We start from the raw sequence: 13,225 nt of genomic DNA, 5'->3' as shown, positions 1-13,225 counted from the left end.
TCAACCCCGTTCGAACGGCTGGCCGGCCATGGCCCAGGCCTTGAGGCCACCCGCGAGATGCGCGTCATAGGGCTTGCCGTGACCCTGAGCGATCTCGGATGCCTGCACCGACCTGACGCCTCCGGCGCAGAGGAAGACGACGCGCCGGCCCTGCGGATCGGGAATGTCGCGGACATCGAAGCTCGACAGCGGCAGGTTCACGGCCTCCGGGATGCGCGCCATGGCGACTTCGTGCGGCTCGCGCACGTCGATCAGCAGCATGGTGTCGTCGGCAAGGCCGGCGGCGACGTCGGCGGGCGAAAGGTCGTGAACGGGCATCGGGTTCTCGATGGTGGCAGGCGTGGCGGCGATACTAGGCCGTCTCGCGCGCCTATTCCACGATCACGCCGCCGCTGACGGGCGCTTTTACGCCGGTGGTCGCGGGGAAGGTCAGCGGCAGGCCGCGCATCGACCGAACGGCGAGGAAGGCAAAGGCCTGCGCTTCGAGGAAATCGGAGGACCAGCCGACATCCTCGCCGGTCCGGACCTCGGCGCGCGCCGCCTCGGCCAGAAGGCGCAGCAGTTCCGGATTCTTCGCGCCGCCGCCGCAGACGATCCAGAGTGCCGGGCGCTCCCTCACGAAATCGGCTGCGCGGGCAATGGAACGGGCGGTGAAGGCCGTCAGCGTCGCCGCGCCGTCCTCCGTCGCGACCGTGCCGACGACGGAATAGGCGAAGGCGTTGCGGTCCAGCGATTTCGGCGGTGGCTTGGCGAAGAACGGATGGACCAGAAGCCATGCAAGCAGCGCCTCGTCCGCGCGTCCGCGCGCGGCGACTGCCCCGCCCGCATCCATGCGTTCTCCGGTCCGCTCGGCGATCCAGTCGTCGACCAGCGCATTGCCGGGGCCGGTATCGAAGGCGAGGAGCTCGTCGTTCGCGCCGATCAGCGTCACATTGGCGACGCCGCCGATATTCACCACCGCGAGCGGGCGGGGCAGGGCTTTCTGCGCCGCGAGCGCCCGGTGGAAGACGGGCACGAGGGGCGCGCCCTGGCCGCCGGCCGCGACATCGGCCTGGCGGAGGTCGTAGACGACGGGGATGCCGAGCCGCTGCCGGAGCGCCACGCCGTCGCCGATCTGAACGGTGAGGCCGATGTCCGGGCGGTGCAGCACGGTCTGGCCGTGAAAGCCGACGACGCCGATATCGGCGCGGGTGAGGCCGTTCTTCTCCAGGAACAGCTCGACGGCGTCGGCATGGGCGCGGGTGATCAGGTCCTCGGCCTTCGCCATGAGCGGCGTGCGGGAGGTGCGGTCGGCGAGGGCGGCGCCCTCTTTCAGCGCCGCGCGCAGCAGGGCGCGCTCGTCTTCCGTATAGGCCCGATAGCCGGTGGGGCCGAAGGCGGAAATCGCTTCGCCATTGGTATCGATGAGTGCCACATCGACGCCGTCCATCGAGGTTCCGGACATCAGGCCGATGGCGCGCATGGAAACTAACCGAATCGATCAGATGAAATTGAGCCTTTCCTCTGCTACACCGCGCCTCCGCCGGGCGCGAGGTCCGGTGAATCAACGCCAACTGGAAAGATCATGACCGCCCCGGCTTCCGACTTCCTGCGCACCCTCACCGAGCGCGGGTTCATCCACCAGATGTCCGATATGCAGGGCCTCGACGCCCTGGCGGCCAAGGGGGAGGTCGTGGCCTATGTGGGCTATGACTGCACCGCCCCTTCGCTGCATGTCGGGCACCTGCTGTCGATCATGATGCTGCACTGGATGCAGGCGACCGGCGCCGGCAAGCCGATCACGCTGATGGGCGGCGGCACCACCCGCGTCGGCGACCCCTCCGGCCGCGACGAGACGCGCAAGATCCTGTCGCTCGACGACATCGAGGCCAACAAGAACGCGCTGAAGGGTGTCTTCGCGCGGCTCCTGACCTATGGCGAGGGCAGGACCGACGCCATCATGGCCGACAATGCGGAGTGGCTGACCAGGCTCAACTACATCGAGATGCTCAGGGATATCGGCCGGCATTTCTCGGTGAACCGCATGCTGACCATGGATTCGGTGCGCATGCGGCTGGAGCGCGAGCAGGAACTCTCGTTCATCGAGTTCAACTACATGATCCTCCAGTCCTACGATTTCGTCGAACTGGCGCGCCGCTACGGCACCAACCTGCAGATGGGCGGCTCGGACCAGTGGGGCAACATCGTCACCGGCGTCGATCTCGGCCGGCGCATGGGCACGCACCAGCTCTACGCGCTGACCTGCCCGCTGCTGACGACTTCTTCGGGCGCCAAGATGGGCAAGACGGCGGCCGGCGCGGTCTGGCTCAACGCCGACATGCTGTCGAACTACGACTACTGGCAGTTCTGGCGGAACACCGAGGACGGCGATGTCGCGCGCTTCCTCAAACTGTTCACGCTGCTGCCGATGGCGGAGATCGACCGTCTTGCGGCGCTTCAGGGCGCCGAGATCAACGAGGCCAAGAAGGTTCTCGCGACCGAGGCGACCGCGCTGATCCGTGGCCGCGAGGCTGCGGAGGCGGCGGCCGAGACCGCGAAGAAGACCTTCGAGCAGGGCGCGCTCGGCGATGACCTGCCGGTGGTCACCGTGCCCGAGGCCGAGCTTGCCGCCGGCATCGGCGTGCTGAACCTGTTCGTGCGCGCGGGCCTCGTCGCCTCCAACGGCGAGGCGCGCCGGCAGGTCGCGGGCGGCGGCCTGAAGATCAACGACGAAACGGTGACGGACCCCCAGGCGACCGTCACCGCCGCTGCGCTCAGGGACGGCGTCGCCAAGCTGTCCTTCGGCCGCAAGAAGCATGTCCTCGTGAAGGCGGGATGAGACAATGGCCAAGATGAAGTTCTTCTACGGTCCGAAGACCTGCGCGCTCGCATCGCGCATTGCCCTTGAAGAGGCCGGCGCGGACTACGAGCCGGTGAAGGTCGATTTTGCCACCGCCGAACAGACCAAGCCCGCTTTTCTCGCGGTCAACCCGAAGGGCCGCGTGCCGGCCCTTGTGACCGACCGTGGCGTGCTGACCGAGAATGTCGCGATCCTCGCCTTCGTGGCCCAGAGCCACCCCGACAGGAAGCTCGCGCCGCTCGACGATCCGCATGCCTTCGCCGAGATGCAGGCGTTCACCAGCTACCTGTCCTCGACGGTGCATGTGAACCACGCGCACAAGCATCGCGGCGCCCGCTGGGCGACGGAGGAGAGCTCCTTCCTCGACATGCGCGCCAAGGTGCCGGAGACCATGGCGGCCAGCTTCGCGCTGATCGAGCGCGATTTCCTGAAAGGGCCGTGGGTGATGGGCGAGGCCTATACGGTCGCCGACGCCTATCTCTACACGGTGTCGCGCTGGCTGGAGGGCGACGGCGTCGATGTGAACCGCTTCCCGAAGGTCGCCGCGCATATGAAGGCGATGGAACAGCGTCCGGCGGTGAAGGCCGCGCTGGCGGGGGAGTGACCCGTCAGTAGTGGTAGCGGCATTGGGCGATCTCAAGCACGTCGCCGCGCACCCGGTAGACTAGGCGATGTTCGTGGTCGATGCGCCGCGACCACCAGCCCTGCAATTCGTTCTTGAGTGGCTCCGGCTTGCCCGTGCCGGAGAACGGCGTTCGGCCGCATTCCTCGATGAGATTGTTGAGCCGTTTGCGTTCCATCTCTTGCCAGTGCCGATAATCGTCCCAAGCACGTGGCGAGAACGCGATGATCACTCCTCGAGCTTTCGCTCGACGCCAAGACCTGCGTCGAATTCAGCAATTGATTCCAGAAGGTTCTCGCGGTTTCTCGGGCTGCGCAGCAGGTAGTTGGTCTCCTCCAGGGAGGTGTAGTCCTCCAGCGAGATGAGCACGGCGGCCGGCTTGCCTCCTTCCCGCATGATCAGCACGGGCGTGTGGTCGTTCGCCACCTGATCGAGGGTGGACGCAAGGCTCTTGCGGAGTTCAGTGGAAGTCGTGACACGCATGGTGATAATGTACGCGTATGCGTACGAAATCGCAATGCCAAGGTCACCGCCTCGGAGTGCTCCACGGCCTCGCGACGGCGTCGCGCGCCGCGAAGGCTGCGATGCGCGGTGTTTCCGCCAGCGTCAGGTCGATGTCGTCCCAGCCCTTCAGAAGCTGGGTGCGCCAGACCGGATCGATGGTGAAATCGACGACGACATTGCCGCAGGCGATGCGCTGAGCCTCCAGATCGATGGTGACGGCCAGGTTGCCTGCGGCCAGCAGCGCCTCGGCATCGGTCTCGCTGACGGTCGCGGGCACCACGCCGTTCTTGACGCAGTTCGACGCGAAGATGTCGCCGAAGCTCGGCGCGATCACCGCCCGGAAGCCGAAATCGGCCAGCGCATAGACCGCCGCCTCGCGCGAGGAGCCGCAGCCGAAATTGCGCCGGGCGACGAGGATGGTCTGGCCTGCCTCCGGCTTCGGCATGTCGGTTTCGGCCATCAGGTCGTGCAGCAGGAAGCGGCCGTAGCCTTCGGGCTTGCGCGGCTCCTTCATGAACCGGGCGGGGATGAGCTGGTCGGTATCGACATTGGCGACCGGCAGCTTCAGCATCGCCGCCGTTTCGCGGGTGAACGGCCTCATGACAGGCGCCTCACATCGGTGAGATGACCCGTGACGGCCGCCGCCGCGACCATGGCCGGTTCGCGGGTGAACGGCCTCATGACAGGCGCCTCACATCGGTGAGATGACCCGTGACGGCCGCCGCCGCGACCATGGCCGGCGACATCAGATGCGTGCGCGCACCCGGCCCCTGACGCCCCTTGAAATTGCGGTTGGTGGTCGAGGCGCAGCGCTCGCCGGGCGCGACCATGTCGCCATTCATGCCGACGCACATGGAACAGCCGGACGCGACCCATTCGAGCCCGGCCTCGGTGAAGATGCGGGCAAGGCCCTCCTGCTCGGCCTGCTGCTTGACCAGCGACGATCCCGGCGAGACGAGGCCGGGCACCTTCGCGCGCTTGCCGGCGAGCACGCCGGCGGCGGCGCGCAAATCCTCGATCCGCGCATTGGTGCAGGAGCCGATGAACACCCGGTCCACCGCGATGGTGTCCAGCTTCTGGCCCGGAGCAAGCTCCATGTAGTCCAGCGCGTCGCGCGTCGCGGCTGCCTTGACGGCATCGGTCATGCCGGTGGGGTCGGGCACGCTCGCCGTGATCGGCAGGGCCTGTTCCGGGCTGGTGCCCCATGTCACGGTCGGCGCGATATCGGCGCCGTCGAGCGCGACTTCCATGTCGAACACGGCATCCGGATCGGTCGGCAGGCGCTGCCAGTCCTCGACGGCGGCGGTCCAGATATCGCCGGCCGGCGCAAAGGGGCGGCCGGCGAGATAGGCGTATGTCGTCTCATCGGGGGCGACCATGCCGCAGCGTCCGCCAGCCTCGATCGACATGTTGCAGAGGGTCATGCGGCCCTCCATCGACAATCCGCGTATGGCCGAGCCCGCAAATTCAATCGCGTGGCCGGCCGCGCCGTCGGCGCCGATGGTCGCGATGACGGTCAGCATGATGTCCTTGGCGGTGATGCCCGGGGCAACCTTGCCATCGACCGAGATGCGCATGCGTTTCGGCTTCTTCTGCCAGAGCGTCTGCGTCGCCAGCACATGGGCGACCTCCGACGCGCCGATGCCGAAGGCATAGGCCCCGAAGGCGCCATGGGTGGAGGTGTGGCTGTCGCCGCAGACGACGGCGAGGCCGGGCAGGGTCAGCCCCTGTTCGGTGCCTGTGACATGGACGATGCCCTGCCGGGCATCATCGAGGCCGAACAGCGTGATGCCGTGGGCGGCGGTATTGGCGGCGAGCTGATCGACCATGCGCGCGACCGAGGCATCGGGGATCGGCAGGCCGCGCCCGCGCGTCGGCACGTAGTGGTCGGCGACACCGAAGGTCAGGTCCGGCCGCGCGACGGTCGCGCCCCGCGCCGCGATCTGCCCGAAGGCGTGGTGGGAGCCCTCGTGGACGAAGTGACGGTCGATCCAGAGCAGGGCGAGGCCGTCGTCGCGCTCGGTGACGACATGGCCGAGCCAGAGCTTGTCGAACAGGGTCAGTGGAGCGGGCAAGGCTTTGTCCGGTTCATGATGCCGCAGCAGGCCGCAGGTTGCGATCTCGGCTTGACCGCGCAAGATTGTATCATAGGATAGACAAAAGCGGAAAATTCGTTATCACTTCCCATCGAACAGGTCGGTAGACAAATGCGTCTTGCCACGGCGACCATCACAAGCCGGGACGACGAAGGGGCCTTGGCTCCGACCGACCGTCGAGGGGAGGGCGTCACCATGACAGAAGCGATAGAGACCTCAAAGACCAGGCGGGTCTATCTGACGCTCCGCGATCGCATCTCGTCGGGCGAGCTGACGCCCGGCACGCGTCTGCCGTCGGAGCCGGACCTTGCCGATCTCCACGATGTCTCGCGCGTGACCATCCGCCGGGCGCTGGCCGAACTCGAGCGCGAGGGGCTGATCTCACGCCGGCCGGGGGCGGGGACCTTCATCACCGCCCGCATGATCAAGCGGCCCATCGTCGCCGACCTCTCCAACGCGCTGGCGCATCTGGTCGAGATGGGGCGCTCGACCGATGTGAAGCTGCTGCAATTCGCCTATGTCGAGGCCGCGCCCGAGATCGCCGACGCCCTGAGGCTCGACCCCGGCGAGAAGGTGCAGCGCTCGGTGCGCGTGCGCATCATCGATGGCGAGCCCTTCTCCTACCTCGTGACCCATGTGCCCCAGCGCATCGGCCAGACCTATTCGGAGGCCGAGCTCGGCGCCAAGCCCCTGCTCACCCTGATCGAGCGCTCCGGCGTCAAGGTCGACCGCGCGACCCAGACCATCACCGCGACGCTGGCCGGGCCGGATGTCGCGGAAGCGCTCGGCATCGACATCGGCGCGCCGCTGCTGGCGCTGACCCGCACCGTCTTCGACATGAAGCGCCGCGGCATCGAGCACCTGACCGCGCTCTACCGGCCCGACCGCTATTCCTTCCAGATGGATCTCGTGCGGATCGATTCCGGCGGCGACCGGCTCTGGTCGCCGGTCGAGCGGCTGCGCATGGGCGTCGGCGTCAATGGAGCCGCCGCCAACGACTGAGCCTTCCGCTCCGGCGCGTCATCGATGCATCGGGGCGTTCCGCAACAACGACAAGCCGGCGCTGAACGCGGGCTGCCCCAGAGAGCGAACAGACGGAGACGATCGATCATGACGGCCACCGACGGCTTTTCCCGGCGACATCTTCTTGCAACCGGCGCTGCGGGCGCCATGGTCCTCTCGGCACCGGGCCTCGTCCGGGCGCAGGCGGCGCCCGTCAAGCTCGGCATCCTCCAGCCGGTGACCGGCAATCTCGCGCAGGACGGCGAGTACGGCCGGATCGGCGCCGAGGCGGCGATCAACGAGATCAATCAGGCCGGCGGCATCAAGTCGCTCGGCGGCGCGAAGATCGAGATGGTCTTCGGCGACGCGCGCTCGAACCCGGAGGCCGGCACGCAGGAGGTCGAGCGGATGCACGCCGAGGGCGTCGCGGCCGTGGTCGGCGGCTTCGCCTCGCCAATCTGCCTCGCGGCCTCGCAGGCCGCCTCCCGCTACGACCTGCCCTATGTGGTCGATGTCGGCGTGTCCGACCAGATCGTCTCGCGCGGCCTGAAAAACACCTTCCGGTTCGGACCGGGCTTCGGCACCTGCACGCGCGTTGCCATCGAGAACCTCGTCAAGCTGAACGACGCGGCCGGCAAGCCCGCCAAGACCGTGGTGCTGGTCCACGAGGACGGCCTGTTCGGCACCGGCCTCGCCAAGTTGATGAACGAGCGCCTGACGGCGCTCGGCTTCCAGATCCTGGAGACCATCGCCCATCCGACGCCCGCGCGCGACATGTCCAACGTCGCGCTGCGCATCCGCGCGCTGAACCCCGATCTGGTCATCCCGTCGAGCTATTACGGCGAGTTCGTTCTGCTCGCCCGCACCATGCAGCAGCAGCGCATCCGGCCGAAAGGCATCTATGCGGTGCTCAACGGCGCGGCCTCGAACTTCCGCTTCGTGAAGGAGTTCCCGGACGCCGCCCTCAACGTCATGGATTGCAACCACTGGGCCGATCCGCGCAAGCCGAAGACCGCCGAACTGCGCCGGCAGGTCGAGGCGACGGGCCGCTTCTGGCTCTACAACGTGCCGCTGAACTATTCGGCGGTGAAGCTGACGGCGGACGCCATCGAACGCGCCGGCTCGCGTGACCGGGTGAAGATCATCGAGGCGCTCGCCGCTTCGACCTTCTCCGACCACATCATGCCCTACGGCCCGACCAAGTTCGAGAACGGCCAGAACATGGGCGCGGCGCCGGTCAACACGCAGGTCCAGGGCGGCGACATCAAGGTGATCTTCCCCGACGCCTTCGCCGACGCCAAGCCAGTCTTCCCGGTGGTCGGCTGACGGTCCTTCGGCCCGGCTGGCGATATCCGGCCGGATCCCTCCCACTGATCCGATCTGTTCCATGGCCGGTTCCATCCGGCCAGAACGCCCCCGCTGTGCTTGTCGAAAGGCATTGACGTCCGTGCTGAGGTCCTATCCGCCGCAGATCGTGCTGGAGGCCGTGCTGAACGGCCTCCTGACCGGCGCGGTCTATGCGCTCGTGGCGCTGGGTCTGACGCTTGTCTACGGCGTGCTGCACATCATCAATTTCGCCCATGGTGCGATGCTGACGCTCGCCATGTTCGCGGTGCTGATGGTCCATCTCAGCCTCGGGCTCGATCCCTATCTCGCCATCGTGCCGCTCGCCGCGCTGTTCTTCCTGTTCGGCTATGGGCTCCAGCGCTTCGTCATCTCGCCGGCGAGCCGCAACGACGATGGCGCGATCCTGCTGGTCACGCTGGGTCTCTCCATCGTCATCGAGAACGCGCTGCTGGCGGTTTTCCGCTCGGACACGCGCTCGCTGACGCTCGACTATTCGTTCTCCATCGTCGATCTCGGCTTCGCGCTCCTGTCATTGCCGCGTGTCATCGGCTTCGGCGTGGCGATCCTCGTCGCGGGCGCGCTCTGGGCGATCCTCGCGCTGACCGATACCGGCAAGGCGATCCGGGCGGTGGCGAAGGAGAAGCTGGGCGCGGCGCTGGTCGGCATCGACGTCAACCACGTCTATGCCGTGACCTTCGGGCTGGGGGCCGCGACCATCGCCATCGCCGCCTGCCTGCTGATGCCCTCGTTCTACGTGAACCCGCGCGCCGGCAATGCCTTCGTGCTGGTCGCCTTCACGGTGGTCGTGCTCGGCGGCATGGGCTCCATCCCCGGCGCGCTGGTCGGCGGCCTGATCATCGGCGTCGTCGAGAGCCTCTGCGGCCTCTATCTCGGCGACAGCCTCGGCCAGATCGGCATCTTCCTGATCTTCATCCTCGTGCTGCTGCTGCGGCCGACCGGCCTGTTCGGGGCGCGGGCATGACCGCCTACCGCTCCATCCTGCTGACGATTCTCGGTCTCGCTGCCCTGCCGCTCGTCGCGCCCGCTCTGGTCGGGGCGGGCATTTTTGCCGGTGCCAACACGCTCTATAACCTGATGGTCTTCGTGCTGATCATCGCGCTGGCGGCGCAGGGCTGGAACCTCGCCGGCGGCTATGGCGGCCAGTTCTCCTTCGGGCATGCTGCGTTCTTCGGCACCGGTGCCTATGCGCAGGCGATCCTTCAGACCCGCTACGGCGTCAATGCCTGGGCCGCACTGGTCGCGGCCGTGGCGTTCGGGGCGGCCATCGGCGTGGTGATCGGCTTTCTGGCGTTCAGGGCGCGGCTGCGCGGCTCCTATTTCGCGCTGGTGACGCTGGCCTTCGCCGAGGTCTTCCGCATTCTCGCCAATGCCGCGCCGATCACCGGCGGCGCCGCCGGCACGCTGGTCAAGCTGGATGTCGGCTGGACCAACCTGCAATTCGCCTCCCGCGAGGCCTTCTACTATCTCGCGCTCGCCTTCGTGGCGCTGGTATTGCTGCTCAACCGGCTGATCGAGCGGTCGCGCTTCGGCACCTATCTCGTCGCGGTCCGGGAGAATGAGGATGCCGCCCGCGCGCTCGGCGTCGACACGCTGAAAGTGAAGCTGAGGGCGATCACGCTTTCGGCCGCGATCACGGCGCTGGCCGGCGCGCTCTACACCCAGAAATTCCTCTATGTGGACGCCAATATCGCCTATGGCGCCTGGATCTCGGTGGAGGCGCTGCTGGCGCCTATCGTCGGCGGCATCGCCACGGTGTTCGGCCCGCTGGTCGGCGCATTGACGCTCATCGGCCTCGGCGAGGCGGCCAAGGTCGCGATCCACGCGCTGCTCGGCTCGAATGTCCCCGGCGTCGATCTTGTCGTCTATGGCGTGTTGCTGATCCTCATCATCGCCTTCGCGCCACGCGGCGTCATCGGCCTCCTCGACCGGAGGGCGCGCTGATGCTGAGCGTCGAAGGCGTCACCAAACGGTTCGGCGGGCTCGTCGCGGTCTCGGACGTGTCGATGACGGTCGCCAGAGGCTCGATCAGCGGCCTGATCGGCCCGAACGGCGCCGGCAAGACGACGCTGTTCACGATGATCTCCGGCTTCGAGCGGCCGACCGCCGGCCGCGTCCTGTTCGAGGGCGCGGACGTCACGGGACGGCCGCCCGAGGCGCTGGCCATGCTCGGCATCGCGCGCACCTTCCAGATCGTCCAGCCCTTTGCCGGCCTCACCGTGCGCGAGAATGTCGCCGTCGGCGCCTATCTGCGCCATCACGGACGCGAGGAGGCCTTTGCGCGGGCCGAGCAGGTGGCATCGCTCGTCGGGCTTGCCGATCTCGACCGTCCCGCCTCGGCCCTGACGGTCGCCGGCCGGAAAAGGCTGGAGCTTGCCCGGGCTCTCGCCACAGACCCCAAGCTCCTGCTGCTGGACGAGGTGCTCGCTGGGCTCAACCCGTCCGAGATCCGCGACATCGTGCCGGTGATCCGGGCGATCCGCGACAAGGGCGTGACGATCCTGATGATCGAGCACGTCATGCAGGCGGTGATGAGCCTCTGCGAGCGCGTCCACGTCATCGCCAATGGTCGCACCATTGCCGCCGGCACGCCGGCCGAGGTGGTTTCCGACCCGCAGGTGGTCGAGGCCTATCTCGGACAGGGCGCGGCCGGGCGGCTGGCGGGGAGGGCCGCCCATGGCTGAGCCGCTTCTCACCATTGACGGCCTGACCGCCGGCTATGGACAGACCGAGATCCTGCGCGGCATCTCGATGACCGTCGAGCCCGGCGAGATCGTCGCCGTGCTCGGCTCCAACGGCGTCGGCAAGACCACGCTGAACAAGGTCATATCCGGCGTCTGCGGCGCGACGGCAGGGCGGATCGCCTTCGCGGGGCAGGACATCACCAACATGGCGCCCGAGCGCATCGTCGCGGAGGGGCTGATCCATGTGCCGGAAGGGCGCAAGATCTTCCCCAACATGACCGTGCGCGAGAATCTCGAGCTCGGCTCCTACCGCCGCGCCAGGGCCAATCGCGCGGCCAATCTCGACAGGGTCTTCGAGACCTTTCCGCGCCTGATGGAGCGCACGAAACAGGCTGCCGGCACGCTGTCGGGCGGCGAACAGCAGATGCTCGCCATCGGCCGCGGGCTGATGGCCGAACCGCGCCTTCTGATCCTCGACGAGCCCTCGCTTGGCCTCTCGCCGCTGCTGGTCGAGGAGATGTTCGGCCTCGTCCGGCGGATCAATGCCGACGGCCTCGCGGTGATGCTGGTCGAGCAGAACGTCGTCCAGTCGCTGGAGGTCGCCGCGCGCGCCTTCATCCTCGAGAACGGCGTCTTCGCTCTTCAGGGCAAGGCAGCCGATCTCGCCGCGTCCGACGATCTCCGTCGCGCTTATCTCGGGATGTGACCATGGCCATCGTGACGTCAGGCGTGAAGACGGCATCGGCACTGGCGGCGGAACCCCGGTCCGGCTGGCTCGCCCAATGGGGGCGGTTCGCGGCGGGCGTAACCTTTGCCAGTCTGCCGCCAGTGGTCGTCACCCGGACGAAGCAGGTCATCTACGACAGCATCGGCGCGATCACGGCTGGCATGGCCGAGCCGGAAATGCGCGCACTGGTCGCCCGGCTGGAGGCGCTGGACGGGGTGGGCGAGGCGCAAGTGATCGGCGGCGGGGCGAAGCTCTCCGCCTCCAACGCCGCGTTCATGGGCGGCATTGCCGGCACGATGCTGGAGATCGACGAGGGCAACCAATATGCGCGCGGCCATCCCGGCATCCATGTCGTGCCGGCGGCGCTCATTGCGGCGGCGCGGCTCGGCGCGTCCGGCGAAGACCTGATCGCGGCCGTGGCGCTCGGCTACGAGATCGGCGCGCGCATCGGCATCGCCTCCAAGCTGGTCGTCACCATGCACCCGCACGGGACCTGGGGCACGGTCGGCGCGGCTCTCGCCGTGGCGAAGCTCCACAAGGCGAATGCGGAGGCGATGGTCGCGGCCATCAACGTCGCCTCGTCGCTCGGGCTGACCACCAGCCGCAAGACCATGCTGGAGGGGGCCACCGTCCGCAATTCCTATGCGGGCTTCTCCAACAAGCTCGGCCTGTTCGCCTGGGAAATGGTCGCTTCCGGCCTGACCGGCGAGCGCGACGGCGTCGCGACCGTCTATGGGACAGTGGCGGCCACGGACTTCCACCCCGACGAGATGGTCGCCGATCTCGGCACGCGCTGGGAGATCGCCCGCAACTATTTCAAGCGCCACGCCGCCTGCCGCTACACCCACGCGGCGCTGGATGCGCTGGAGCGCATCCTGGTCGAGGCCGGCAAGGTCGATCCGCGGGAGGTGCTGGGCATCGAGGTCGAGACTTATGTCTGGGCGGCGCAGCTCGACGATCCCGAACCGAAATCGATGCTGGCGGCGAAGTTCTCGCTGCCCTTCGCGCTGGCGACGGCGCTGGTCAATGGCGGCGCGACCATCGCCGCCTTCCGCGACGAGGCGCGCGGCGACCGGCTGGTCACCGCGCTGGCCGCGCGCGTCACCGTCGACGAGGACCCGGCGCTGACCGCCATGCTGCCGGCCGCGCGGCCGGCGCGCGTCACCCTGCGCCTCGCCGACGGGCGTTCGTTCACGGCGCTCGCCACGACCAACAAGGGGGATACGGAAGATCCGTATTCCGCCGAGGAGGTCGAGGCGAAATTCATTGAGATCACCGTGCCCATCCGGGGCGCGGACAAGGCGAAGCGCATCGTCGCGGCGGCGAATGCGCTCGGAAATGGCATGGACCCGCAGCGCCTGCTGGCGCTGACGGCGACATCCTGAG

General features: G+C 67.8%; 15 protein-coding genes. 9 read left to right on the top strand and 6 right to left on the bottom strand.

Annotated features, from left to right (window positions below):
• Positions 1-318: a rhodanese-like domain-containing protein gene (locus JNK84_RS05130; RefSeq protein WP_293421236.1), complete on the bottom strand. Its 318-nt coding sequence runs from the start codon at positions 316-318 to the stop codon at positions 1-3.
• 52 nt (positions 319-370) lie between these two features.
• A complete protein-coding gene (locus tag JNK84_RS05125; RefSeq protein ID WP_293421234.1) occupies positions 371-1,462 on the bottom strand; it encodes an anhydro-N-acetylmuramic acid kinase in 1,092 nt (363 codons plus the stop codon).
• Between the two features lie 102 nt (positions 1,463-1,564).
• Here JNK84_RS05125 and tyrS point away from each other — a divergent pair, with 102 nt between their 5' ends.
• Positions 1,565-2,818, top strand: coding sequence for a tyrosine--tRNA ligase (tyrS, locus tag JNK84_RS05120; protein WP_293421232.1), 1,254 nt, complete (start codon positions 1,565-1,567; stop codon positions 2,816-2,818).
• A gap of 4 nt (positions 2,819-2,822) precedes the next feature.
• Positions 2,823-3,443, top strand: coding sequence for a glutathione S-transferase family protein (locus JNK84_RS05115; protein ID WP_293421230.1), 621 nt, complete (start codon positions 2,823-2,825; stop codon positions 3,441-3,443).
• 4 nt (positions 3,444-3,447) lie between these two features.
• Here JNK84_RS05115 and JNK84_RS05110 read toward each other — a convergent pair whose 3' ends face one another.
• The 4 genes from JNK84_RS05110 to leuC form a co-directional block, all read right to left on the bottom strand.
• The gene (locus JNK84_RS05110; protein ID WP_293421228.1) at positions 3,448-3,693 is read right to left on the bottom strand and encodes a Txe/YoeB family addiction module toxin; all 246 of its coding nucleotides are present in this window, start codon (positions 3,691-3,693) and stop codon (positions 3,448-3,450) included.
• Positions 3,690-3,944 carry a type II toxin-antitoxin system Phd/YefM family antitoxin gene (locus JNK84_RS05105; RefSeq protein WP_293421226.1) on the bottom strand — a complete coding sequence of 85 codons (255 nt, stop codon included), beginning with the start codon at positions 3,942-3,944 and terminating at the stop codon, positions 3,690-3,692. Before JNK84_RS05105 ends, JNK84_RS05110 begins: the two co-directional genes overlap by 4 nt.
• A gap of 43 nt (positions 3,945-3,987) precedes the next feature.
• Positions 3,988-4,566, bottom strand: a complete 579-nt coding sequence (leuD, locus tag JNK84_RS05100) for a 3-isopropylmalate dehydratase small subunit (protein ID WP_293421224.1) — start codon at positions 4,564-4,566, stop codon at positions 3,988-3,990.
• A 76-nt stretch (positions 4,567-4,642) separates the two neighbouring features.
• Complete coding sequence (gene leuC, locus JNK84_RS05095) at positions 4,643-6,040, bottom strand: 3-isopropylmalate dehydratase large subunit (protein ID WP_293421222.1); 1,398 nt, start codon at positions 6,038-6,040, stop codon at positions 4,643-4,645.
• A 216-nt stretch (positions 6,041-6,256) separates the two neighbouring features.
• Here leuC and JNK84_RS05090 point away from each other — a divergent pair, with 216 nt between their 5' ends.
• From JNK84_RS05090 to JNK84_RS05060, 7 genes are all read left to right on the top strand, one after another.
• Positions 6,257-7,063, top strand: coding sequence for a GntR family transcriptional regulator (locus JNK84_RS05090; RefSeq protein ID WP_293421220.1), 807 nt, complete (start codon positions 6,257-6,259; stop codon positions 7,061-7,063).
• Between the two features lie 105 nt (positions 7,064-7,168).
• On the top strand, positions 7,169-8,389 hold the full coding sequence (locus tag JNK84_RS05085; protein WP_441343217.1) for an ABC transporter substrate-binding protein: 1,221 nt from the start codon (positions 7,169-7,171) through the stop codon (positions 8,387-8,389).
• A 121-nt stretch (positions 8,390-8,510) separates the two neighbouring features.
• A complete protein-coding gene (locus tag JNK84_RS05080) occupies positions 8,511-9,392 on the top strand; it encodes a branched-chain amino acid ABC transporter permease (protein WP_293421216.1) in 882 nt (293 codons plus the stop codon).
• Positions 9,389-10,372 carry a branched-chain amino acid ABC transporter permease gene (locus JNK84_RS05075; RefSeq protein ID WP_293421214.1) on the top strand — a complete coding sequence of 328 codons (984 nt, stop codon included), beginning with the start codon at positions 9,389-9,391 and terminating at the stop codon, positions 10,370-10,372. The genes JNK84_RS05080 and JNK84_RS05075 overlap by 4 nt, the downstream gene beginning before the upstream one ends.
• Positions 10,372-11,112: an ABC transporter ATP-binding protein gene (locus JNK84_RS05070; protein WP_293421212.1), complete on the top strand. Its 741-nt coding sequence runs from the start codon at positions 10,372-10,374 to the stop codon at positions 11,110-11,112. The genes JNK84_RS05075 and JNK84_RS05070 overlap by 1 nt, the downstream gene beginning before the upstream one ends.
• Entirely contained in the window at positions 11,105-11,818 is a 714-nt protein-coding gene (locus JNK84_RS05065; protein WP_293421210.1) for an ABC transporter ATP-binding protein, read from the top strand. The genes JNK84_RS05070 and JNK84_RS05065 overlap by 8 nt, the downstream gene beginning before the upstream one ends.
• 2 nt (positions 11,819-11,820) lie before the next feature.
• Positions 11,821-13,224 carry an MmgE/PrpD family protein gene (locus JNK84_RS05060; RefSeq protein ID WP_293421208.1) on the top strand — a complete coding sequence of 468 codons (1,404 nt, stop codon included), beginning with the start codon at positions 11,821-11,823 and terminating at the stop codon, positions 13,222-13,224.
• The last annotated feature ends 1 nt before the right edge of the window (position 13,225 follow it).

The sequence above is a fragment of the Phreatobacter sp. genome (assembly GCF_016793595.1).
Classification (GTDB): domain Bacteria; phylum Pseudomonadota; class Alphaproteobacteria; order Rhizobiales; family Phreatobacteraceae; genus Phreatobacter.
This window is presented reverse-complemented; position numbering and strand designations above follow the sequence as displayed.